At 42.0% G+C, this 22,695-nt stretch carries 22 protein-coding genes, 1 tRNA gene and 1 other RNA gene; 16 read left to right on the top strand and 8 right to left on the bottom strand.

All coding sequences use genetic code 11. From position 1 onward, the window contains the following. Positions 1–258, top strand: coding sequence for an HPr family phosphocarrier protein (locus NYE63_RS26825; RefSeq protein ID WP_048688029.1), 258 nt, complete (start codon positions 1–3; stop codon positions 256–258). 97 nt (positions 259–355) lie between these two features. On the opposite strand, the gene clpP is transcribed toward NYE63_RS26825, so the two are convergent. Further along, entirely contained in the window at positions 356–964 is a 609-nt protein-coding gene (gene clpP / locus NYE63_RS26820; RefSeq protein ID WP_063233960.1) for an ATP-dependent Clp endopeptidase proteolytic subunit ClpP, read from the bottom strand. Between the two features lie 289 nt (positions 965–1,253). On the opposite strand from clpP, the gene NYE63_RS26815 reads away from it, so the two are divergent. The 9 genes from NYE63_RS26815 to eno all read left to right on the top strand — a co-directional run bounded on the left by NYE63_RS26815 (position 1,254) and on the right by eno (position 10,546). Further along, positions 1,254–1,325: transfer RNA gene (locus tag NYE63_RS26815), tRNA-Arg, on the top strand. A gap of 317 nt (positions 1,326–1,642) precedes the next feature. After that, positions 1,643–2,980, top strand: a complete 1,338-nt coding sequence (gene rpoN / locus NYE63_RS26810; protein WP_342603447.1) for an RNA polymerase factor sigma-54 — start codon at positions 1,643–1,645, stop codon at positions 2,978–2,980. A gap of 14 nt (positions 2,981–2,994) precedes the next feature. Further along, positions 2,995–3,237: a glutaredoxin family protein gene (locus NYE63_RS26805; protein ID WP_101223716.1), complete on the top strand. Its 243-nt coding sequence runs from the start codon at positions 2,995–2,997 to the stop codon at positions 3,235–3,237. 139 nt (positions 3,238–3,376) lie between these two features. Next, entirely contained in the window at positions 3,377–4,411 is a 1,035-nt protein-coding gene (locus NYE63_RS26800; protein ID WP_063233961.1) for a sugar-binding domain-containing protein, read from the top strand. A gap of 32 nt (positions 4,412–4,443) precedes the next feature. Continuing rightward, positions 4,444–5,451 (top strand): type I glyceraldehyde-3-phosphate dehydrogenase, encoded by a 1,008-nt coding sequence (gap, locus tag NYE63_RS26795; protein WP_133351126.1) that lies wholly within the window; start codon positions 4,444–4,446, stop codon positions 5,449–5,451. A 248-nt stretch (positions 5,452–5,699) separates the two neighbouring features. Continuing rightward, positions 5,700–6,884, top strand: coding sequence for a phosphoglycerate kinase (locus NYE63_RS26790; RefSeq protein WP_342603446.1), 1,185 nt, complete (start codon positions 5,700–5,702; stop codon positions 6,882–6,884). Between the two features lie 46 nt (positions 6,885–6,930). Next, positions 6,931–7,692, top strand: coding sequence for a triose-phosphate isomerase (gene tpiA, locus NYE63_RS26785; protein WP_342603445.1), 762 nt, complete (start codon positions 6,931–6,933; stop codon positions 7,690–7,692). After that, positions 7,685–9,220: a 2,3-bisphosphoglycerate-independent phosphoglycerate mutase gene (gene gpmI / locus NYE63_RS26780; RefSeq protein ID WP_342603444.1), complete on the top strand. Its 1,536-nt coding sequence runs from the start codon at positions 7,685–7,687 to the stop codon at positions 9,218–9,220. Before tpiA ends, gpmI begins: the two co-directional genes overlap by 8 nt. A 30-nt stretch (positions 9,221–9,250) precedes the next feature. Further along, the gene (gene eno / locus NYE63_RS26775; protein ID WP_063574712.1) at positions 9,251–10,546 is read left to right on the top strand and encodes a phosphopyruvate hydratase; all 1,296 of its coding nucleotides are present in this window, start codon (positions 9,251–9,253) and stop codon (positions 10,544–10,546) included. A 235-nt stretch (positions 10,547–10,781) separates the two neighbouring features. On the opposite strand, the gene NYE63_RS26770 is transcribed toward eno, so the two are convergent. Beyond that, positions 10,782–11,606 carry a M15 family metallopeptidase gene (locus NYE63_RS26770; protein WP_342603443.1) on the bottom strand — a complete coding sequence of 275 codons (825 nt, stop codon included), beginning with the start codon at positions 11,604–11,606 and terminating at the stop codon, positions 10,782–10,784. A 54-nt stretch (positions 11,607–11,660) separates the two neighbouring features. After that, positions 11,661–12,203, bottom strand: a complete 543-nt coding sequence (locus NYE63_RS26765) for a hypothetical protein (protein WP_342603442.1) — start codon at positions 12,201–12,203, stop codon at positions 11,661–11,663. A gap of 176 nt (positions 12,204–12,379) precedes the next feature. On the opposite strand from NYE63_RS26765, the gene secG reads away from it, so the two are divergent. The 6 genes from secG (at position 12,380) to NYE63_RS26735 (ending at position 18,103) form a co-directional block, all read left to right on the top strand. Continuing rightward, positions 12,380–12,613, top strand: a complete 234-nt coding sequence (gene secG / locus NYE63_RS26760) for a preprotein translocase subunit SecG (protein ID WP_063233970.1) — start codon at positions 12,380–12,382, stop codon at positions 12,611–12,613. 140 nt (positions 12,614–12,753) lie between these two features. Next, positions 12,754–13,500, top strand: a complete 747-nt coding sequence (locus NYE63_RS26755) for a carboxylesterase (RefSeq protein ID WP_342603441.1) — start codon at positions 12,754–12,756, stop codon at positions 13,498–13,500. 33 nt (positions 13,501–13,533) lie between these two features. Beyond that, positions 13,534–15,891, top strand: coding sequence for a ribonuclease R (rnr, locus tag NYE63_RS26750; protein ID WP_342603440.1), 2,358 nt, complete (start codon positions 13,534–13,536; stop codon positions 15,889–15,891). Positions 15,892–15,958: 67 nt separating this feature from the next. After that, positions 15,959–16,426, top strand: a complete 468-nt coding sequence (smpB, locus tag NYE63_RS26745; RefSeq protein WP_057912049.1) for an SsrA-binding protein SmpB — start codon at positions 15,959–15,961, stop codon at positions 16,424–16,426. A gap of 123 nt (positions 16,427–16,549) precedes the next feature. Then, positions 16,550–16,911, top strand: a transfer-messenger RNA (tmRNA) gene (gene ssrA, locus NYE63_RS26740). Positions 16,912–17,128: 217 nt separating this feature from the next. Then, positions 17,129–18,103 (top strand): nuclease-related domain-containing protein, encoded by a 975-nt coding sequence (locus NYE63_RS26735; RefSeq protein WP_342603439.1) that lies wholly within the window; start codon positions 17,129–17,131, stop codon positions 18,101–18,103. A gap of 18 nt (positions 18,104–18,121) precedes the next feature. Here NYE63_RS26735 and NYE63_RS26730 read toward each other — a convergent pair whose 3' ends face one another. The 5 genes from NYE63_RS26730 to fdhF all read right to left on the bottom strand — a co-directional run bounded on the left by NYE63_RS26730 (position 18,122) and on the right by fdhF (position 22,542). Beyond that, complete coding sequence (locus NYE63_RS26730) at positions 18,122–18,271, bottom strand: hypothetical protein (RefSeq protein ID WP_342603438.1); 150 nt, start codon at positions 18,269–18,271, stop codon at positions 18,122–18,124. Next, positions 18,259–18,492, bottom strand: a complete 234-nt coding sequence (locus NYE63_RS26725) for a hypothetical protein (protein ID WP_342603437.1) — start codon at positions 18,490–18,492, stop codon at positions 18,259–18,261. Before NYE63_RS26725 ends, NYE63_RS26730 begins: the two co-directional genes overlap by 13 nt. A 29-nt stretch (positions 18,493–18,521) precedes the next feature. After that, positions 18,522–18,842, bottom strand: coding sequence for a hypothetical protein (locus NYE63_RS26720; RefSeq protein WP_342603436.1), 321 nt, complete (start codon positions 18,840–18,842; stop codon positions 18,522–18,524). Between the two features lie 265 nt (positions 18,843–19,107). Further along, the gene (locus tag NYE63_RS26715) at positions 19,108–19,584 is read right to left on the bottom strand and encodes a DUF1641 domain-containing protein (RefSeq protein WP_342603435.1); all 477 of its coding nucleotides are present in this window, start codon (positions 19,582–19,584) and stop codon (positions 19,108–19,110) included. Positions 19,585–19,602: 18 nt separating this feature from the next. Next, entirely contained in the window at positions 19,603–22,542 is a 2,940-nt protein-coding gene (gene fdhF, locus NYE63_RS26710; RefSeq protein ID WP_342603434.1) for a formate dehydrogenase subunit alpha, read from the bottom strand. Positions 22,543–22,695 lie beyond the last annotated feature (153 nt).

Here is a 22,695-nt window from a genome sequence, read left to right as displayed (position 1 = left end):
ATGGTGGAAAAACAAGTTGAGGTAAAATTGAAAACGGGTTTGCAAGCGCGGCCGGCAGCTCTTTTTGTACAAGAAGCTAACCGCTTTCATTCAGACGTTTTTCTTGAAAAAGAAGGAAAGAAAGTGAATGCAAAAAGTATAATGGGATTAATGAGCCTTGCCATCAGTTCTGGCGTGTCCGTGAAGTTAATCGTCGAAGGACGCGATGAAAAAGAAGCGTTAGAGGCATTGGAAGAGTTCGTTCAGCAAGAGGGTTAAAAGAAAAGGATGCCTAAAAGTGCATCCTTTTCTTTTATGATGTAAAAAAGGCTCCGGAGGTCGCTTAATGCGAACTCCGGAGCCTTTTGTTGCATGATTATTTAGAGTCTTTTTTATCATCAAGGATGCTGCGCGTGATGACTTTGTCAATCAAGCCATATTCAAGAGCTCTTTCGGAAGTCATGAAGTTATCACGTTCCGTATCTCTTTGAAGGACTTCAATAGGTTGACCAGTACGTTCTGCTAAAATTTGATTAAGTTTATCTTTCAAGTGAAGGATACGGCGGGCAGCAATTTCAATTTCTGTAGCTTGACCTTGAGCTCCTCCAAGTGGTTGGTGAATCATGACTTCACTGTTTGGCAACGCATAACGTTTGCCTTTTTCGCCAGCGGCCAATAGGAAAGCACCCATGGAAGCGGCCATACCGATGCATACTGTGGATACATTAGGTTTGATATATTGCATAGTATCGTAAATGGCCATACCGGAAGTGATGCTTCCACCAGGGCTGTTGATGTATAGAGTGATATCTTTTTCAGGATTTTCCGCTTCTAAAAATAGTAATTGAGCAACAATGGAGTTGGAAACATTATCGTCAATTGCACTTCCTAGCATAATGATCCGGTCTTTTAATAAACGGGAGTAAATATCGTAGGCACGCTCCCCACGACTTGTTTGTTCGATAACTGTAGGAATTAAATTCATGTTCATTTCCTCCTTCGATTAAGAGAATCATTTAAATTCTTTATGTATGTATGATACACTTTTTGGTCAATTTAGGTCAAACAAAACAAACCCTATAATGGATAATTTGTTCGACAATTTTCTGGCTATGGCTCCTTCCTGATAGATTACTTTATATATTATGCCGCGCAGGGATGAATTTCCACATTACCCATAATACCCAAAAGAAGAAGTTTTAAACCTGATAACCCTTGCAAAGGAGGGGATTCTATCATATAATGAAGTCTGTTGAAAAAATATTTTCTATTACGCCCTCGTAGTGCAACGGATAGAACGCAAGCCTCCGAAGCTTGAAATGCAGGTTCGATTCCTGCCGAGGGCATTACCAATCTTCTGCTTAATAAAGCGGGGGATTTTTTATTGGTCAATTTTAAGAGTGTTCCTAAGATTTTTGGTGAATTTACTCGGTTTCTGTAATATTTCATCGAATTCTGGAATGTCAGTCCTGTCTTGAAAATATTCGCCCACACTATTAAAAAAAGGTGATTTTTCAATAAAAGTAGTTGTTAAATTTGCATTTCTAACATATAGTATTTAAAAACAAATAAACTATTCAGAAAAAAACGTAAGCGTTTTCATGGGTTTTTGTGTAGAATTTTCTCCTGATAATGTAAAATGGAGTGGGGGAGGGATGAATCGATGAGTATGAATATGAAAGCGGGACTTTTTCAACAGCAAACATTAAAGATGGCAATGACACAGGAGCTTATGCAAGCTATTACATTGCTGCAATACTCCTCGCAGGAGCTATCGGCTTTTTTAGAAAATAAAATGGTGGAGAATCCATTACTGTCCATAGATCAGCCAACATCTGCTTTATTTCAGCCAACCTTTGACCGGAAAAAGGGTAAACGGACCCTTAAGAATACGTATGATGCCAACTATTGGATTGAACAGATCAGTGAAGATACAATATCGCTTGAACAGCATATCATGTCCCAGGTGAATCACCAGCTGCTTTCCGGTGAGCAGCAGAAGGCAATGCTGCTATTAATTCATAACCTTGATGAAAACGGTTACTTGAGAACGCAGCTGGATGATATATGTATCCCAGGCATATCTTCGGACGTTTTGGAGGAAAGCCTCTCAATTTTACAGCAACTCGAGCCTCATGGAATTGGAGCGAGAAATCTTCAAGAGTGCCTTTTGCTTCAGGTGAAAGCAGAAGGGGTGAATCTGCTGGCAGAATCGATCATAGAAAACCATTTCCTCGGTTTTGCTGAAAAGCGCTGGAAAGACTTAAGTAAGAAAATCGGCGTTACAATGAAGGAGATTCAAGAAGTATTTGATTATGTCCAGACATTGAACCCGCGTCCGGCTTCACTCTTTTTTCAGGAAAAACCTTCTTATATAGTGCCGGATGTGGTCGTGGAAGTTCGGGATGGTATGCTTCTAGTCGGGAATTATGATGGTAACACTCCCAATCTTAATGTGGATAAAGGGTATTTAAACCGAATGAAGAGCCATAAGGATCAGGGTGTTCAACGGTTTATCCAGGATAAGTGGCAGGAATACCAATGGATCTCCAGAGGGATTCAACAGAGGAAAGAAACTATATTGAGGGTCATTCAGTGCATCGTCGATAAACAGCCGGCGTGCTTTCATCATGGCCTGAACTATTTGAAGCCGATGACGATGAAAGAAGTCGCTGACGAACTTGGTATACATGAGTCCACAGTAAGCCGGGCGGTTAAAGGTAAATACGTGCAGACACCATTTGGCACGATAGAGATGCGGGTGTTTTTCACTACTTCTTTACAGTCAGTCGGCCTTGATGAGGATATGTCTGGCATGCAAGCAAAAAAGAGCCTACAGGCAGCCATCAATGGGGAAAATAAACAAAAGCCGCTTTCGGATCAAGACCTGGCAGAACGGTTGAAAGAGGAGCATGGAATTATCCTGGCCCGCCGTACCGTTGCGAAATACCGGGAACAATTAGGGATCCCTTCTTCATCGAAACGAAAAAGATATGATTGAAAAGGATGAGTGGTTTGGAATCAAATGCGTTTGTTTTATATAGTAGGGATAAATGCCCGTTATGTGATAAAGCCAAGCAGGTATTAGAAGAAGTGAAAGAGGAGTCAGGCATAGGCTATAAGGAAATCGATATCCATACCGATGATGATTTGCTTGAGAAATTCGGGCTGATGATTCCTGTAGTAGAATGGAAAGATGATATCGTTCAATTCGGAAACGTTGATAAATCAGCTCTAAATAGGCTTTTGGAAAAATAATTTTTCAAATCATTTGAAGAAACATTCCGTTCCTGCTAGAATAAAATATGTAGCAGGAATATTTTTTTGTTTTAAGTGGGACAGAAAATGACTACGTGGGACGTTAAATGTCCAACTTAACTTTTTAGGAGTTTTAAATATGCGTACATTACTCGAGGTACAAAGAAAATTATTACCAGATTTCCTTATGGTTATGCAAAAAAGATATGATATCCTGCGTTATATCAAAATGATGCAGCCGGTTGGAAGGCGCAGTCTGTCCGTGAGCCTTAATTTGACAGAGCGGACGCTTAGAGGCGAGGTTGATTTTCTGAAAAGTCAGAACCTGGTTAACATATTCAGCTCTGGCATGACGCTGACTGATGAAGGGATTGAAATCCTGGATAAGTTAGAAGGAATAATGCGTGAAGTAATGGGTATAGACATAATGGAACGGCAATTGCAGGATTTGTTACAAGTGGATGAAGTCATTATTGTCTCAGGAAATTGTGATGAGACCCCATGGGTGAAAAAAGAATTGGGTAAAGCTTGTGCAAACCGTATGAAACGAGAATGGAACTCAAAGAATATCATTGCGGTTACTGGCGGATCGACAATGGCCGAAGTGGCTGATTCGCTGTCACCTGATGAAGCGTCGAAGAAATTGACATTTGTCCCGGCCCGCGGGGGAATTGGTGAAGCAGTGCAGAATCAGGCCAATACGATTGTCGAAAAAATGGCACAGAAGGCACAAGCCTCATACAGAGTGTTATATGTACCCGATCAATTAAGCGGTGAGGTTTATGCTTCATTTCAGAAGGAACCTGCAATTAAAGAAGTGATTTCCCAAATCAAATCTGCTGATATGATCATTCATGGAATCGGTGATGCCATGGCGATGGCAGAGAGAAGAAATTCTTCGCCAGAAATGTTAAAGAAGCTGTTAGATGGAAATGCTGTAGGAGAGGCATTCGGTTATTATTACGATGAAAACGGCAAAGTTGTTCATAAAGTTTTGACAGTCGGCATCCAGTTAGATGATCTTAGCCCTGAAAAGCGAGTGATAACTGTGGCAGGTGGTAAAACTAAAGCAAAGGCTATCCGTTCCTACATGAAAGGCGCACCTTCATCAACAGTGTTGATCACGGATGAAGCGGCTGCACAAGAGTTAATTCAGGGGAATTACACCCCTTAATATATTTGCGAACTTAAAAGGAGGAATTTTTCATGGCAGTAAAAGTTGGTATTAATGGTTTTGGACGTATTGGACGTAATGTATTTCGTGCAGCATTGAGTAATCCTGGGGTAGAGATTGTTGCTATTAACGACTTAACTGATGCTAATATGTTAGCGCACCTTCTTCAATACGATACAATTCATGGATCTCTTAATGAAAAAGTATCAGTAGATGGAGATTACCTTGTTGTTGATGGTCATAAAGTCAAAGTATTGGCTGAACGTGATCCTGCACAATTAGCATGGGGTGAACTAGGAGTAGAAGTAGTTGTAGAATCTACAGGACGTTTCACAAAACGTGCAGATGCAGCTAAGCATTTAGAAGCTGGCGCGAAAAAAGTAATCATCTCTGCTCCTGCATCTGATGAAGATATCACAATTGTCATGGGTGTAAACGAAGACAAATATGATGCAGCAAACCACCATGTAATCTCTAATGCTTCTTGTACAACGAACTGCTTGGCTCCATTTGCTAAAGTGCTTCATGAACAATTCGGAATCAAACGCGGTATGATGACTACTGTTCACTCATATACAAATGATCAGCAAATCCTTGATTTGCCTCATAAAGATTACCGCCGTGCACGTGCAGCTGCCGAGAATATCATACCTACAACAACTGGGGCAGCAAAAGCTGTTGCACTTGTTCTTCCTGAACTTAAAGGGAAATTGAATGGTATGGCAATGCGCGTACCTACTCCAAACGTGTCTGTAGTTGACCTTGTTGCAGAGCTTGAAAAAGACACAACAGTTGAAGAAGTTAATGCAGCATTCAAAAAGGCTTCTGAAGGCGAATTAAAAGGAATTCTTGAGTACAGCGAACTTCCGCTAGTATCAACTGACTATAACGGTAACCCATCATCATCTACAATTGATGCTCTTTCCACAATGGTAATGGAAGGAAACATGGTTAAAGTATTATCTTGGTATGATAATGAAACAGGATATTCTAGCCGTGTTGTTGATTTAATCGACTATTTGGCTAAAAAAGGATTGTAATTATAATAATAAAAAAAACCTCACCAAGGTGAGGTTTTTTTTATCACACCTCTAAAAAAACTTGGCAGAAGATGATATTATTAGTAAGTCATTAATCAGTCAAGCGTTTACATTTCTTGTTTTTGGATAATTTCTTGGAAACCGACTATAATGAAAAAGAGAAAAGGGGAGTTGGGAAATTTACCCTCTCCCTTTTTGACTAAAAGAATCAAAAATATGATAACAATATCTAAGGGGGTTCTTGGATTATGAATAAAAAGTCGATTAGAGATATTGAATTAAAGGGGAAACGCGTATTTTGCCGTGTTGATTTCAACGTGCCGATGCAGGACGGAAAGATTTCGGATGATACGAGAATCAAAGCTGCACTGCCGACGATTTCCTATCTGACAGAACAAGGCGCTAAAGTCATCTTAGCCAGCCACCTTGGCCGTCCTAAAGGACAAGTAGTTGAAGAATTACGTTTAGCACCTGTTGCGGAACGACTAAGCGAGCTTAGTGGCAAAGATGTGCAAAAGGCAGAAGAAGCTTACGGTGAGGGCGTTCAATCAATCATTGATAACATGCAAAATGGCGAGATCTTGTTGTTGGAAAACGTTCGTTTCTATCCAGGAGAAGAGAAGAACGATCAAGAATTGGCGAAGTCATTTGCTGCACTGGCTGATGTTTATGTTAACGATGCATTCGGAGCTGCGCATCGTGCACATGCTTCAACTGAAGGAATAGCACACCATCTCCCAGCTGTTGCCGGATTGCTGATGGAAAAAGAACTTTCTGTACTAGGAAAAGCTCTATTCAACCCAGAACGTCCTTTTACAGCTATAATTGGCGGAGCAAAAGTAAAGGATAAGATAGGCGTTATCGAAAACCTTTTAGAAAAAGTCGATCACTTGATCATTGGTGGTGGTCTGGGTTATACATTCATTAAAGCGCAAGGTCATGAAATCGGTAATTCTTTATTGGAAGAAGACAAAATAGAATTGGCCAAATCTTTCATCGAAAGTGCAAAAGAAAAAGGCGTAAAACTCCATTTGCCTATTGATGCAGTCGTAACGGCTGAATTTTCACCTGATGCAGAGGCAGAGAATGTCGATATCGATGCTATTCCACATGATAAAATGGCTCTTGATATCGGTCCAAAAACAAGTGATTTATTTGCGGATGTAATCAAAAGTTCTAAGCTAGTGATTTGGAATGGACCAATGGGAGTATTCGAGTTCGATAAATTTGCGAATGGAACGAGAACGGTTGCTAGAGCCTTGGCGGAAGCAAAAGATACGTACAGCATTGTAGGCGGAGGGGATTCAGCCGCAGCTGCAGAAAAGTTTGGCCTGGCTGAAAAGATGTCCCATATTTCAACTGGCGGCGGTGCATCTCTTGAGTTCATGGAAGGCAAAGAGTTGCCTGGCGTTGTGGCCTTGAACGATAAATAAGATCAATCCGTTACATATTTCAACTTTAGAAGGGATGAGAAACCAAATGCGTAAACCGATTATTGCAGGAAACTGGAAAATGAATAAAACACTATCTGAAGCGACTGCCTTTTTAGAAGAAGTGAGCAATTTGATTCCGAAGCAAGATGTAATTGATACGGTTGTATGTGCTCCAGCTTTATTTTTGGATCAGCTGGTTCAAGCAGCAAAAGGAACCGATGTGAAAATCGGGGCGCAGAACATGCACTTTGAAGAAAGTGGTGCTTTCACAGGAGAAATCAGCCCAATCTCATTGGCTGATCTTGGTGTATCCTACGTCATACTTGGTCATTCTGAACGCCGGGAAATGTTCAACGAAACGGATGAAGCCGTTAATAAAAAAGCTCATGCCGCTTTTGCCCACGGGTTGACCCCGATCGTTTGCTGCGGTGAAACACTTGAGCAAAGGGAAGCTGGCGAAACGAATGATTTCGTAGGCAGCCAGATTGAAAAAGGCCTGGCAGGATTATCTGACGATCAATTGAAACAAGCCGTTATTGCTTATGAGCCGATTTGGGCGATTGGAACAGGGAAATCGTCATCTGCTCAAGATGCGAATGAAGTTTGTTCGCATATCCGCTCAGTTGTTGCCGACAAATTTTCAAATGAAGCAGCTGCAGCCATCCGCATTCAGTACGGTGGCAGTGTAAAACCTGAGAATATTAAAGAGTACATGGCACAACCTGATATAGATGGTGCGTTGGTTGGCGGTGCAAGCTTGAAAACCGATTCATTTTTACAATTGCTGGAGGCTGGTCACTATGAGTAAGTCGCCTGTGGCACTTATCATCTTAGACGGTTTTGGCTGCCGTAACGAAGAAAAAGGAAATGCTGTTTTTCATGCGAAAAAACCGAACTTTGACCGTTATTGGGAACAGTATCCTCATTCCCATTTAACTGCAAGCGGGGAAGCGGTCGGTTTGCCTGCCGGTCAAATGGGGAACTCAGAAGTGGGGCATTTGAATATCGGGGCAGGGCGGATCGTTTATCAAAGTCTGACCCGTGTGAACCTGGCTATCCGTGAAGGCGAGTTTGCACAAAACCAAACCTTGATCGATGCCATGAGCCATACCAAGAAAAAAGGCACGGACCTTCATCTTTTCGGTCTTCTTTCAGATGGCGGCGTGCACAGTCATATTGATCATATGTATGCCCTGCTGAAATTGGCCGCTAAAGAAGGAGTTAAAAATGTATATGTACATGCGTTTTTAGATGGCCGAGATGTTGGACCGAAAACGGCGCAGGGGTATATTAAGGAAGCCGAAGCGAAAATGAAGGAAATCGGTGTTGGTCAGTTTGCGACCATATCCGGAAGGTATTATTCGATGGACCGTGATAAGCGCTGGGAACGTGTGGAGAAATCCTATCGTTCGATGGTGTATGGTGATGGCCCTGCTTACTCTTCTGCGATGGAATGTGTCGAGGATTCGTACGAACATGGTATTTTTGACGAGTTCGTGATACCTTCAGTTATAACGGCGGAAGACGGTAAACCGGTGGCAACGATTAAAGATGATGATGCCGTAATCTTTTATAACTTCCGTCCAGACCGTGCGATCCAGATTTCCAATACGTTCACGAATGAGGATTTTCGCTCATTTGACCGCGGCCCTGGACATCCGAAGCATCTCCATTTTGTCTGTTTGACACATTTTTCAGAAACAGTTGACGGATATGTTGCATTTAATCCGACAAATCTTGATAATACATTAGGGGAAGTACTTTCCCAAAACCAGCTTACCCAGCTTCGTATCGCTGAAACTGAAAAATATCCTCATGTGACGTTTTTCATGAGCGGCGGACGTGAAGAGAAGTTTCCTGGTGAAGAGAGGATTTTAATTAATTCTCCGAAAGTCGCTACATATGATTTACAACCGGAAATGAGTGCTTATGAAGTAACGGATGCATTGGTGGAACAAATTGAGGCTGACCGTTTTGATGCCATTCTCTTGAATTTTGCCAACCCGGACATGGTTGGTCATTCAGGGATGCTTGAGCCTACCATTAAAGCGATTGAAACAGTGGATGAATGCTTAGGCAGGATTGTCGATTTAATCGTCTCAAAAGGCGGTACAGCAATCATTACCGCTGACCATGGGAACGCTGATGAAGTCGTAACGCTTGAAGGCAATCCCATGACAGCCCATACTACGAATCCCGTTCCTGTCATTATCACTAAAAATCAGGTAACATTAAGAACAGGTGGTATTCTAGGCGATTTAGCTCCAACGATGCTTGATTTGCTTGGAGTCGAAAAACCTGTTGAAATGACAGGGAAATCCCTATTATCTAAATAAAATTGTGAATAGGAAAAGGAGAGATTTATAATGCCGTACATCGAACATGTATATGCACGCGAAGTGCTAGATTCCCGTGGTAATCCAACAATAGAAGTAGAAATCCAAACAGAGTCCGGATACTTCGGACGTGCAATCGTACCATCAGGTGCTTCAACAGGAGAACACGAAGCTGTTGAGCTTCGTGACGGAGATAAATCTCGCTACCTGGGTAAAGGGGTACAAAAAGCAGTCGATAATGTAAATGATATCATTGCTGAAGCTGTCATCGGTTTGGATGTAACGAACCAAGCAGGGCTTGACCTTACTATGATTGAATTGGATGGCACTGAAAACAAAGGCAACTTGGGAGCTAATGCAATCCTTGGAGTATCAATGGCTGCTGCCCATGCTGCTGCGGAATTTTCAGGTTTACCATTGTATCGTTATCTTGGAGGGTTCAATGCGAAACAACTTCCAACTCCAATGATGAACATCATTAACGGCGGATCACATGCCGATAACAATGTTGACTTCCAGGAATTCATGATTCTTCCTGTAGGTGCTCCTAGCTTCAAAGAAGCAGTTCGTATGGGTGCTGAAGTATTCCATGCATTGAAATCTGTCCTTTCTGCCAAAGGCTTGAACACGGCAGTCGGCGATGAAGGCGGTTTTGCGCCAAACCTTGGTTCAAACCGTGAAGCACTGCAAGTCATTATCGAGGCAATTGAAAAAGCTGGCTACAAAGCAGGCGAAGATATCTACCTTGGCATGGACGTAGCTTCATCCGAATTCTATAACAAAGAAACAGGCAAATATGATCTTGCAGGCGAAGGCCGCAATGGTGTTACATCCGAAGAAATGGTTGCTTTCTATGAAGAGCTAGTGAATGAATTCCCTATTCTCTCCATCGAAGACGGCCTGGATGAAAATGACTGGGATGGCCACAAACTTTTAACGGAACGCATCGGTTCTAAAGTTCAACTTGTTGGTGACGATCTTTTCGTAACGAACACGAAAAAATTGGCTGAAGGCATCGAAAAAGGCATCGGTAACTCCATCCTGATCAAAGTGAACCAAATTGGTACACTGACTGAAACGTTTGATGCAATCGAAATGGCTAAACGCGCAGGCTACACTGCAGTCGTTTCCCACCGTTCCGGTGAAACGGAAGATGCAACGATCGCTGATATCGCCGTTGCAACAAACGCAGGACAAATCAAAACGGGTTCAATGTCCCGTACAGACCGTATCGCTAAATACAACCAACTTCTTCGCATCGAAGACCAGCTTGGTGACTTGGCTGTATATGGCGGCTTGAAATCTTTCTATAACTTGAAGAAGTAATTATTTTGGATTACGCTTCTGACGAGAAGATGGATTCAGCACAGTAATTTCTTTTCCCCTCCTATTCAATGTGGCAATCCACATTGAATAGGAGGTTTTTTTATGCTTATAAAGTTAGCGAGAATTCGTCCAGTCACTAATCTGAGCTTGGTTCAGGGTTGGTAAATAGTATTAATCAAACGTTTGATTAATACCGTTTCATAACAAAAAGGTGCCGCATCCGGGCACCTTTTTGTTATTTATTCGACACAGCTTCCACTGGTACGGCATTATAGTATTCTTCTAATGTAATCTTCGCTCCAAAGATTTCAGTTGCGGCATCGACACCGACATAGCGGATGTGCCATGGTTCGTATTTATAGCCTGTGATGTTTTCCTTGCCTTCCGGGTAGCGGATGATAAATCCGTATTCATGGGCGTGTTCAGCAAGCCAGGCCGCTTCATTCGTGTCACCGAAGCAATCTTGGGCTGCACATGCACCATCATGGGTCGTGACGTCAATCGCTAGACCCGTTTCATGCTCGCTTGTCCCAGGCATTGCACTGTAGGTTCTCGCTTTTTCTTCCCCGTCTTTAGCCACATAGTTGTTAAAGACAGCAATTTGCGTTTGATGTGAACGGTAAGCGGAAACTCCGGCAAAGTGCATGTTTTCGTTTTCGGCAGCTTGGAACATCTCTTCAAGCGCTTCTCCCGCCTCTTTTCGCATCATTCTTTTTTCAATTTTATCTTGAAAGATGAAATCCACTTTTGGATAGACAAGGTCATCAGGTTTGTAATCTTCCGGCAGGCTGTATTGTTTATTGACGAGTACAGGTATGCTTTCCGGGTTGGCTAACGTCTGAAGGCCAGCCTGTGCGGGTTCAGCCGTTTCATCAACTTCCACCTGGCGTTGGGCCGTTTCTTTTGAATCATTATTCTCACCAGTTTCTGTCTCCGTATCCTGGGAGCTCGGCTGTTCTTCTTTTGGCTCTTTTTTATCCTCGTTTGATTGGTCGAATGAGCATCCGGACAATAGAATGAAAGATGATAGAGCAGTTGCTGCAAATATAGGTTTTAACATATGAAAGGCCCCTTGCTTTTAATATAAGATTTCCAATAAAAGTAGTTTTAAAAATTATCGTGATAAGTAATCCCTTGTTAACTCACTTTGATATTTATCAAGAAATAAGCCAATCCAGACGACCATCAACAAAAAAGGATAATCATTGCGGATTGCGGTTTCCACGACGGGATCAGACCAAAAGTTCGAAAGGAAACCTGACGACATCCTGAATGTCTCGAATGTGACAAGGGCGTGCAGCGATAACCAAAGAATCGTAAGAGTATTGGTCCCAAAACCAATGACCGCTGCTATGATGCTCAGCAAGGCGGCTGCTGCCCCGATCAGGAGGACATGGAAGCTGGATTGGAAAAAGTCGATACCGCTATTGGAAAGTCCATTATAAATAATAGCAGTAAAATAAACGGTTGTCGTGATATATGCAGCAAATAATAAGTATCGATTTCCGTGATACTTTGCCAACAGCAATAAAAGCGGTGATAGGATGATTAATAGGACACTGATAAGATTGCTTCCGCCTGTCCATAAAGAATAGCCGGCAACCGCCGAGAATAGGATGGTCAGGAGATCAAGAATCCGAAGTATGGACTTAAACATGTTGACACCTCTTTCTCAATTTATGCAAATTATCTCAAACTTTGTTCCAAAAAGAAATAAATGACTATGGATATTTAGGAATTCCTACCATCATAGCATAACAAAGATTGTGGATATTTAGTGGGTGTGGTAAAGTTAAAGTAATTGTTTATTGGTTCTTCAGGAGGTGTAATTGCATGCATGCATTTCTCATAACGCTTTTAGTGATTGTCAGTATCGCCCTCATCGTGACGGTATTGCTTCAATCAGGTAAGAGTGCAGGTTTATCAGGTGCGATTGCCGGCGGTGCTGAGCAGCTATTCGGAAAGCAAAAGGCACGCGGTTTGGACCTGGTTTTACATCGCGCAACGATAGTATTGGCGATTTTATTCTTTGCTTTAACTTTACTTGTTGCATTCTTTGATGTGTAATGGATCAAAAATGAGTCTAGCTAAATAGCTAGGCTTTTTTCTTTGCACAATAGTTGCATGAATAGATATAGTGATTTTAGTACTTAATTATAGGATAGGAATTTTTTTAATTCTATTTACTGATAAAGGAGCATAAAGTCATGAAAATCAAGCTGCAGCAGCCCTTTACTTTTGAAGGCGGAAAAAGAGCTGTCTTACTTTTACATGGATTTACGGGGAATTCGGCGGATGTACGGATGCTTGGCCGTTATTTGGAGAAACAGGGATACACCTGCCATGCCCCGCACTATAAAGGACATGGCGTTCCGCCAGAGGAGCTGGTGAAAACGGGCCCGGAAGATTGGTGGAAAGATGTCATGATGGCCTACGATTTTCTGAAAAGCAAAGGCCATGAAGAAATTGCTGTTGCCGGACTCTCATTAGGAGGCGTATTTTCTCTTAAATTAGGTTACACTGTACCTATAAAGGGTATCGTATCAATGTGTGCGCCTATGTATATCAAAAGTGAAGAAATGATGTTTAAAGGAGTATTGGAGTACGCCAGAGAATTTAAGAAGTATGAAGGGAAAACTCAAGAGCAAATAGAGCTTGAAATGGACCTCCTTGCCGATAAACCCATGAATACATTGAAAGCCCTTCAGGAATTGATAACGGATGTACGAGAGCACGTCGACCTTATTTACGCGCCGACATTTGTCGTGCAGGGTCGGCATGATGATGTTATCAATCCAAAAAGTGCCGATATTATTATTGACGCCATTGAATCACCGGTCAAAAAAATCAAGTGGTATGAAGAATCCGGTCATGTCATAACTCTTGATAAAGAAAAAAACCAGTTGCATGAAGATGTATTGGAATTTTTAGAAAGTCTGGATTGGTCCGAATAACAAATTTATCATACCCTGAATAGGAGGGTTTTCATGGAAGATAACATTCAAGAACATATTAATAAGCTTCTGACGTACATGACCGATGAAGCGTATAAGCCGCTAACGGTACAAGAACTGGAAGAGGCTTTGAAAATCGAAGACTCGGCGGATTTCAAGAATTTTGTTAAGGCTTTAGTAAAGATGGAAGAAAAGGGGTTGGTGGTCAGAACGAGGAGCAATCGTTACGGCCTGCCGCAAAAAATGAATTTGTTCCGCGGTAAATTAACGGGACATGCAAAGGGATTCGCCTTTGTGACACCTGAAGATAACCCAGGAATGGACGATATTTTCATTCCGCCAAATGAAACGGGCACAGCGATGCATGGGGATGTCGTCATGGTACGAGTATCTTCGGAAACATCCGGCTCAAGGCAAGAAGGCACGGTCATCAGAATACTTGAACGCGGAATTACACAAGTGGTAGGTACATACTCCGAAAGTAAAAGTTTTGGTTTCGTCATTCCTGATGATAAAAAGATCGCAAACGATATTTTCATTCCACAGCATGCTTCACATGGAGCGGTAGAGGGCCATAAGGTTGTCGTCAAGCTTACTTCTTATCCTGAAGGACGCGTAAGTGCTGAAGGTGAAGTCATTGAGATTCTTGGGCATAAAAATGATCCGGGTGTAGATATTCTTTCAGTGATCCATAAATATGGTTTGCCGATGGAGTTCCCGGATGACGTCATGGAGCAAGCCAATGCCGTTTCGGATACTATTCAAGAAAGTGAAATTGGCAATCGCAGGGATTTGCGCAATGACGTTTTGGTCACGATTGATGGAGCTGATGCAAAGGACCTGGATGATGCGGTCACTGTTTCTAAACTTGAAAATGGCAATTACAAGCTGGGTGTTCATATTGCTGATGTCAGCCATTATGTGACGGAAGGATCGCCAATCGATAAGGAAGCTTTGGAAAGAGGGACGAGCGTTTATTTGGTGGACAGGGTCATTCCAATGATCCCGCATCGTTTATCGAATGGCATTTGTTCCTTGAATCCACAAGTCGACCGTTTTACACTATCATGTGAAATGGAAATCACGCCGGATGGTCAAGTCGTCAACCATGAGATTTTTGAAAGTGTCATTAAGACGACAGAACGTATGACATATGGCAATGTGAACAAAATCCTTGTGGATAAGGATGAAGAACAGCTCGAACGCTATGAAGCGTTGGTGCCGATGTTCCAGGACATGGAGAAGTTAGCAGCCATCCTTCGCAAGAACCGGATGAACCGCGGTGCGATCGACTTTGATTTCAATGAAGCGAGAGTTATCGTTGATGAAGAGGGCCATCCGACTGATGTGGTTTTACGTGAAAGGTCTGTTGCGGAAAAGCTGATTGAAGAGTTCATGCTTGCGGCCAATGAAACCGTTGCTGAGCACTTCCACCGTCTTAAGGTTCCGTTCATTTACCGTATTCATGAAGATCCCAAGCCGGAAAAACTACAGCGTTTCTTCGAATTCATTACGAATTTCGGTTATATTGTACGTGGATCGGCCAATGACGTTCATCCTAAGGCGTTACAGGAAATCATTGAGGCGGTTGCCGGCAAACCGGAAGAAACGGTCATATCAACCGTTATGCTTCGTTCCATGCAACAAGCGAAATATGATCCTGAGAGCTTAGGCCACTTTGGATTATCAGCTGAATTTTATACACATTTCACATCGCCGATTCGCCGATACCCGGATTTAATCGTACACAGGTTGATCAGGACCTACTTGGTGGAAGGTAAACTCGATGAAGCTACGAAGGAGAAATGGAATGCCATTTTACCTGAGATTGCCGATCATACATCGAAACGTGAACGTCGCTCAGTAGATGCTGAACGGGAAACGGATGATCTGAAGAAAGCGGAATATATGCTTGATAAAATCGGCGAAGAATATACCGGGATCATTGGTTCGGTTACGAATTTCGGGATGTTTGTAGAATTGCCGAACACGATTGAAGGGCTTGTCCATGTCAGCTTCATGACGGATGATTATTATCGCTTCGATGAGCGTCAGCTTGCAATGATCGGGGAACGGACAGGTAATGTGTTCCGGATTGGCGATGAAATCGACGTACGTGTTTCCAACGTCAATAAAGAGGAACGCGCCATTGATTTTGAAATTATCGGCATGAAGGTAAGCCGTCCGCGTCCATCTGGCGAGAAGAAAATATTCAAAGCCAATTCAGGTGAACGTAAACGCGGCCGAGGCGGCAATGGAGGACGTAACGAAGGAAAAGGCGGCGGCCGTAATGGAGATAAGCCTTCTTCTGAGAGAAAACCTAAAAAGAAGAAAAAATTCTTTGAAAATGCGCCAGCAGCCAAGCGCAAGAGAAAACCAAAAAAGAGATAAAGATTGAGGCGGGGGATGATCATTTCATTCTCTCGCCGCGATTGGATGTTAAAAAGGGGAGAGTTAGATGCCAAAAGGCTCAGGTAAACAACTAGCACAAAATAAAAAAGCTTATCATGATTTTTTTATTGAACAAACGTTTGAAGCGGGAATCGTTTTAAAAGGGACCGAAATCAAAGCAATCCGTGCGGCCCGAGTGAATTTGAAGGATGCCTTTGCTAAAATAGAAAATGGTGAAATTTATCTTCATAATATGCATGTCAGCCCGTATGAGCAAGGAAACCAGTTTAACCATGACCCGTTGCGGACACGGAAGCTTCTTTTGCATAAAAAAGAAATCAGTAAACTGATCGGTGAAACAAAGGAAACAGGTTACACTATCGTCCCGTTGAAAATGTATTTAAAGAATGGCTTTGCCAAAGTTTTAATCGGACTGGGTAAAGGGAAGAAACAATATGACAAGCGTGATGACCTGAAGAAGAAGGAAGCGAAGCGTGATATTGAACGTGCTTTCCGTGATCGTCAGAAGATGTAAAACTGCCAAGACCTTACAATTGATTTTTTGAACCAATCTGTTATAATTAATCCTGTACCGATGACAATTGAATATCAGCCAACTTGCTGACTATTCTTCTCTCGTACGCTCCATTTCTATCATGGGGACGTTACGGATTCGACAGGGATAGTTCGAGCTTAAGTTGCGAGTCGAGGGGATCGGCCTCGTTAAAACGTCAACGCCTATAACTGGCAAACAAAACAACAACCTAGCTTTCGCTGCTTAATAACAGTCGATAGCTGTTCCTCCCTCCATGGCCCACGTGGTAGGGTAAGGGACTCACTCTAAGTGGGATACGCCGGAATCCACCGTCTGAGGATGAAGGAAGAGACCAATCAGACTAGCTGCTCTGCCGCCTGTCGATAGGCTAATGAGTTCGCGAAATGCGAATATATCGACTACACTCGTAGAAGCTTAAGTGCCGTTATGTCTGGACGTGGGTTCGACTCCCACCGTCTCCACCAATACATATATTGGTGGTTTTTTATTTGTTTTTTAAGTTATTTTTGTCGAAAAATCGATAAATCGTATAATTCGCAGATAAATCAGGAGCTTTCGCAGATATATATCCATTTTCGAAGATATAATCCCGATTTCGCAGATAAATTGTACAATCGCTATCATTTAAAGGAATATTCCCTTCTGCTGTAGAATCATTTGGGAGAAACTAAGATTGGAGCGATGAAATTGATTGTAAAAAAGCGAAAAGTTCCTCTTGCCATCCGCAAATTACGTGCATTAGCGAGCAGGCTTCCTCCGAATCACCCTAAACTCCCCTTAATCATGAACGATCTCAAAAAAAGGGAAGCGGGCTATAGAGGAGAATGTTCCATTGATTTTCCATTAAGCTTTCTTGAACCGAAAAGCTATTTCATCTTCCACGATTTAAGGCTGCAGGATCAAATAAGATTTTTTCAATTGGATACCTTATTAGTCTCCAAAAAATATGCGCTTATCATTGAAGTGAAGAACATTGCAGGGGCAATCTATTTTGATCCGCATTTCAATCAGCTCATTCGAACGATAGAAGGAAAAGAGACGGCATTTCCAGATCCCATCATACAAGTCAGCCGCCAAGAATCACAGTTAACCAATTGGTTCTTGAAAAATGGTTTTCCCTCACTTCCAATCCACTCTTTAATCGTCATCAGTAATCCCCAAACAATCATCCGTACAGCTCCTGATAACCATAAACTCCACTATAAAGTTATCCATCGCAACGCACTTCCATCTAAAATTAAGCAAATGGAAGATTCCATAACAGACTCCAGTTTTAGTGAAAAAGATTTGAAGAAAGCAATTCGTGTAATGAATAAACACCACATCGATGCGGACTTTTCCATACTGGAACGATACAATCTTATCGAAGAGGACCTAATAAAAGGAGTGATATGTGAGAATTGCGAGGGGAATCAGTTATTTAGAAGCCATGGTACATGGATTTGTCATCAATGCCAATTAACCAGTAAAAAAGCACATATCTCAGCTTTACGAGATTATTTTTATCTATTAGGCTCGACCATAACGAATCGGCAGTTGAGGGACTTTTTAAACATTTCTTCTTCATCCAGTGCAACGAGGATCTTGCAATCATTGAATCTGACAAGCAGTGGTGCGAATAAGGGGAGGGTGTACAATCTTTATTTTGATGAGTGATCTGACCCTCACCTTATATTAATTCTCTATATTTACATCAATATTTTGGAAATCCTCCAAAATAATATCTATTACTGGAAAAACTCCATCAGCTTGATAAGCTAATAAGATTTTTTTTACTGAGGCAATATGTAATTCTTCCATTTTCATATTTTTTATATCCGCCATTTTTTTCTCATTTCTTTCTTTGTGGGATAATTTTTTGTGCCGTAAACCCACATGAAAAATCTATCTAACTCACTAACCTCTTGCTCTGTAAAGCCATGTGATAATAACTCATAATACCTAGACTTTAAATTCGGGGCTATACTATCATGTAATTTAAAAAATGCATGCTTCAATAAAAACAATTCGTATTCTAGTTCCTTAATTTTTTCTTCTTGATTCATTAAATCATCCACTCCAATGCTAATCTTATCTAATACGCTACACTTTCAGCAGTTGTTCGTTTTACTTTTGCAGCATCATTACCAATCCATACTCTGGCAGTTTTAACTATTTTCGCTTTGTTATTAAGAGCTTCTTTAATTGCTACTTTTACTACCTTTGTCGAACCAGCCGCTGGCTGGATTCCTATAGAAGTAGTAGGTTCTTGTACGTTCTCATTTTCACTCACTGATGTAGAAGTAGAAGTAGAAGTAGAAGTAGACGCTGAAGCAGTTCCGATTCCAATCCCACTAAGTATTAAAATACCAGACATTAAAACTAATAGAATCTTAGAAAAAATATTTGTTTTCAAAAGAATTCCTCCTCAAAATTTGGTTAATTAGTAACAACTCCACCCTAACGTTAGTGTGAAATATATCCATATAAATTTACTTTTATTTAAAAAAATATAAAATATTAGGATTTAATACCTATTTTTATCAAAAAAACATGTCTAGTATGGTAGTTGTAGGTATTAATAAAATAAGAAGGTCTTCTCTTTTTAGACAAGTTCGTCCTACTTGATAGAAAAAAGACTCAAAAGAAGCATGATCTTCTCTTAAGTCTTTGTTTTGATTCTATTCTTTTAGTTCCTTGCCCATTCCCTTTAGGAAGTGGACGCCAAAACCGATCGCCCGGTTTATGTCTGGATCATTCAATGTTTTCATTAAATCCAAAACGCCGATCTTTTTATCGGCCTGAAGGAATTTGTTTCCTTCATCGATTCCTGCAAGTGCACTGTTAAGCAGTTTCGTGGATTGAGCGGCATCAGCATTCATCAAGGCTCCTGTTGCGCCCATAAGGGTATTGATCAGGTTTGTTACGGGCTGCCTAGTGACTTGTTGAAGAGCGATTTTCGCAATTTGTTCTTTTCCTTGAAGCATGGAGGTTGCGGCTTCGAATACTCCCGAGTCATTCAGTTCATTGACGATTTTAAACATATTGTTTAAGACATCTTCATTATTGGTGATGAGTGTTTTCAGTTCTTCTAGTTTTTGTAGCTTTATTTCTTCCTCAGTAATGGGATTATGGATTTCCGTAATAGGAGCTGCCATGATCTTCACCCTCCTTGTTTATTTATCCGTTAAGTGAACATATCCTGGACGCGCCCACTTACGTTCTACCTCGACACCATTTTGAGGATGACGTTTTTTGTTCCGTGGATTTGTACCCGGTAATGGGATATCCCCGCTTGCGCTTAATACCTCCATGCGGACCATCGTCTGCTTGTAAGCAGGCGTGCTTGTGCGTTGATCATAGATAGGACCAGTCAGGAAGTTAATGGCAGAGTCTTTATCGACGGAGTTCATTGGTAAAAATAGCTCATTATTTTTAACACGGTCTGTGACCAGGGCTTTTAATTTAACGGCCCCGAATGGAGACACTAAGCGAACGAGTCCGCCATCACTGACTTTACGTTCTTGTGCAAGTTCTGGTGAAACTTCAACGAAAATATCAGGTACTTTCGATTGGATTCCATTGGATTTGTTCGTCATATTTCCTTCATGGAAATGCTCCAGCATGCGTCCATTATTGATATGAAGGTCATATTCTTCTGGGAATTTATGCGGTTCTACCCAGTCAGCCAGTGCAAAGCGCGCTTTCTTATCAGGGAAGTTGAAGCCATCCACATAAAGAAGCGGCGTGTTTGATCCATCATGGCTTCCCCAGAGGAAGCTGTTCCATCCTTCCAGCACATCGTAATTCGCTTGGCTGAATATTGGAGACAGGCTTGCCATTTCATCATAGATTTCACCAGGATGTGTGTAGTTCCAATTCGCACCTAAGCGGTTGGCGATCTCTTGAGTGATTTCCCAGTCGGCTTTAGAATCTCCCATAGTGGGAAGGGCTTTATATAAACGCTGTACACGGCGCTCCGTATTGGTGAACGTTCCGTCTTTTTCAAGAGATGGAGCTCCGGGTAATACCACGTCGGCATATTGGGCTGTCCTTGAAAGGAAAATATCCTGTACAACAAAGAAATCCAATCCGGATAACACTTTATCTACATGGTTTGCATCCGCATCAACAAGTGCCATATCTTCACCTACTAGATACATGGCCTTCATGTCGCCTTTTTCTATCGCTTTAAGCATTTCAATATTGTTCAAGCCTGGTTTACCATCGATTTTCACTCCATAAGCTTTTTCGAATTTAGCACGTGCCACGTCATCGGTGACATGCTGATATCCTGGAAGCCATGTTGGAAGAGTGCCCATATCGCAAGCGCCCTGCACATTGTTATGGCCGCGAAGCGGATATGCTCCCGCTCCTGGGCGACGGTAGTTACCTGTGGCTAATAGCAGGTTGGAAATTGCAGCCGAAGTATCGGAAGCACCGGTGTTTTGTGTAACGCCCATTCCCCAGAGAATGCATGTTCCGTCTGCATCACGAATGGTCTCAGCTATTTGGATCAATGTTTCTTTTGAAATACCTGTGTGTGTTTCTGCATATTCCAGGGTATATTTTTCAAGTACTTCTTTATAATCGTCGAAGAAGTTAACATTTTCATTGATGAATTCTTGATCATGCCAGCCTTGATCGATCATATACTTTGTAACCGCCATCAACCAAACTTGGTCTGTTCCTTGTTTTGGACTGATATGGATGTCGGAACGCTCGGCCATTTCGTTTTTGCGGATGTCAGCTACGATCAGTTTTTGTCCGTGAAGCTTGTGTGCCCGTTTAACGCGTGTCGCCAATACGGGATGGCCTTCAGCCGGGTTAGCCCCAACGATTATGACCAGACCTGCTGCGGCAATATCTTTGATCGTACCAGCATCTCCGCCCATGCCGACTGTACGGAACAGTCCGTCTGTTGCTGGGGATTGACAGTAACGCGAGCAATTGTCGACGTTATTCGTTTCGAACATTTGCCGTGCCAGTTTTTGAATTACATAGTTTTCCTCATTCGTGATCTTGGATGAGGAAATGAAGCCTACTGAATTTCCGCCGTATTGCTGTTTGATCGAACCGAGTCTGGATGCAACCAAATCAAGTGCTTCATCCCAGCTTGATTCAACGAATCTTCCATTTTTCCGAATCAGGGGCTTTGTCAAACGTTTTTCCGAGTTTACGAAGTCCCAACCGAATTTTCCTTTCACACATGTGGAAATCGCATTGACGGGTGCTTCATGAGTAGGTTGGACTTTAAGGATTTTACGGCCTTTTGTCCAGACTTCGAATGTGCATCCTACCCCACAGAACGTACAGACCGTTTTTGTCTTCTTCGTACGGGTATCACGCATTGCCGCTTCAATCTCCGAAATGGCAAAAATCCCGCTGTATCCAGGTTCTACTTCTTTAACAAGGTCAATCATTGGTTCAAGCATATCGTTTTTCAAACCTGACATGAAGCCAGCCTCACCCAGCATCGATTTTTCCATTAATGCATTACATGGACAAATGGTTACACACTGTCCGCAGCCTACACAGGATGAGTTATTGATTTCCGTTCCTTCATCCCAGATTACCCGAGGGCGTTCTGCTTCCCAGTCGATGGACAGCGTTTCGTTGACCTGAAGGTTTTGGCAGACTTCGACACATTGCCCGCATGCGATGCATTGATTGGCATCATAGCGGTAAAATGGATGGGACATATCGACGGCACCCAATTCCACTTTCGGTGTGTAAGGATATTTTTGGTGTTCAATTTCCATTAATTCTGCTGTGTTATGCAGTTCGCAATTTCCGTTATTATTATCACATACAGTACAGTATAAAGAATGGTTTTCCAGAATCCGGTCCATGGCTTCGGTTTGGGCTTCTTTTGCCTTGCTCGAGTCCAAGGCTATATCCATGCCGCTCACTGCCTTTGTCGAACATGATCGGACGAGTTTCCCATTAACTTCGACGATGCATGTATCGCATGTTTGGATCGGATCCACTTCAGGAACATAACAAATCTGTGGATGGGCAATCTCATTTTGGTTGATGACCTCCAGTATTGTTGCTCCTTCATCAGCGGTATAATCCTTCCCATTGATTTTGATGGTGATGTTTGAATCGATCATTATATTTCCCCCTTTTATAGCCAAAAACACGCAAAAAAACCACCATGATCACACCTCCGGCTCTGAACGGAAATGTAGGTCATGGTGGAATAGTTTAATAGCAAGGCTTGCCAATATACCAATCCATACCATAATGGATGATTTTAAAAAAGA

This window comes from Peribacillus sp. FSL E2-0159 (assembly GCF_038643155.1).
In the GTDB taxonomy this organism is placed as follows: domain Bacteria; phylum Bacillota; class Bacilli; order Bacillales; family DSM-1321; genus Peribacillus; species Peribacillus simplex.
Note: the sequence above shows the minus strand (reverse complement) of the source record. Positions and strands in the feature narration are given on the sequence as shown.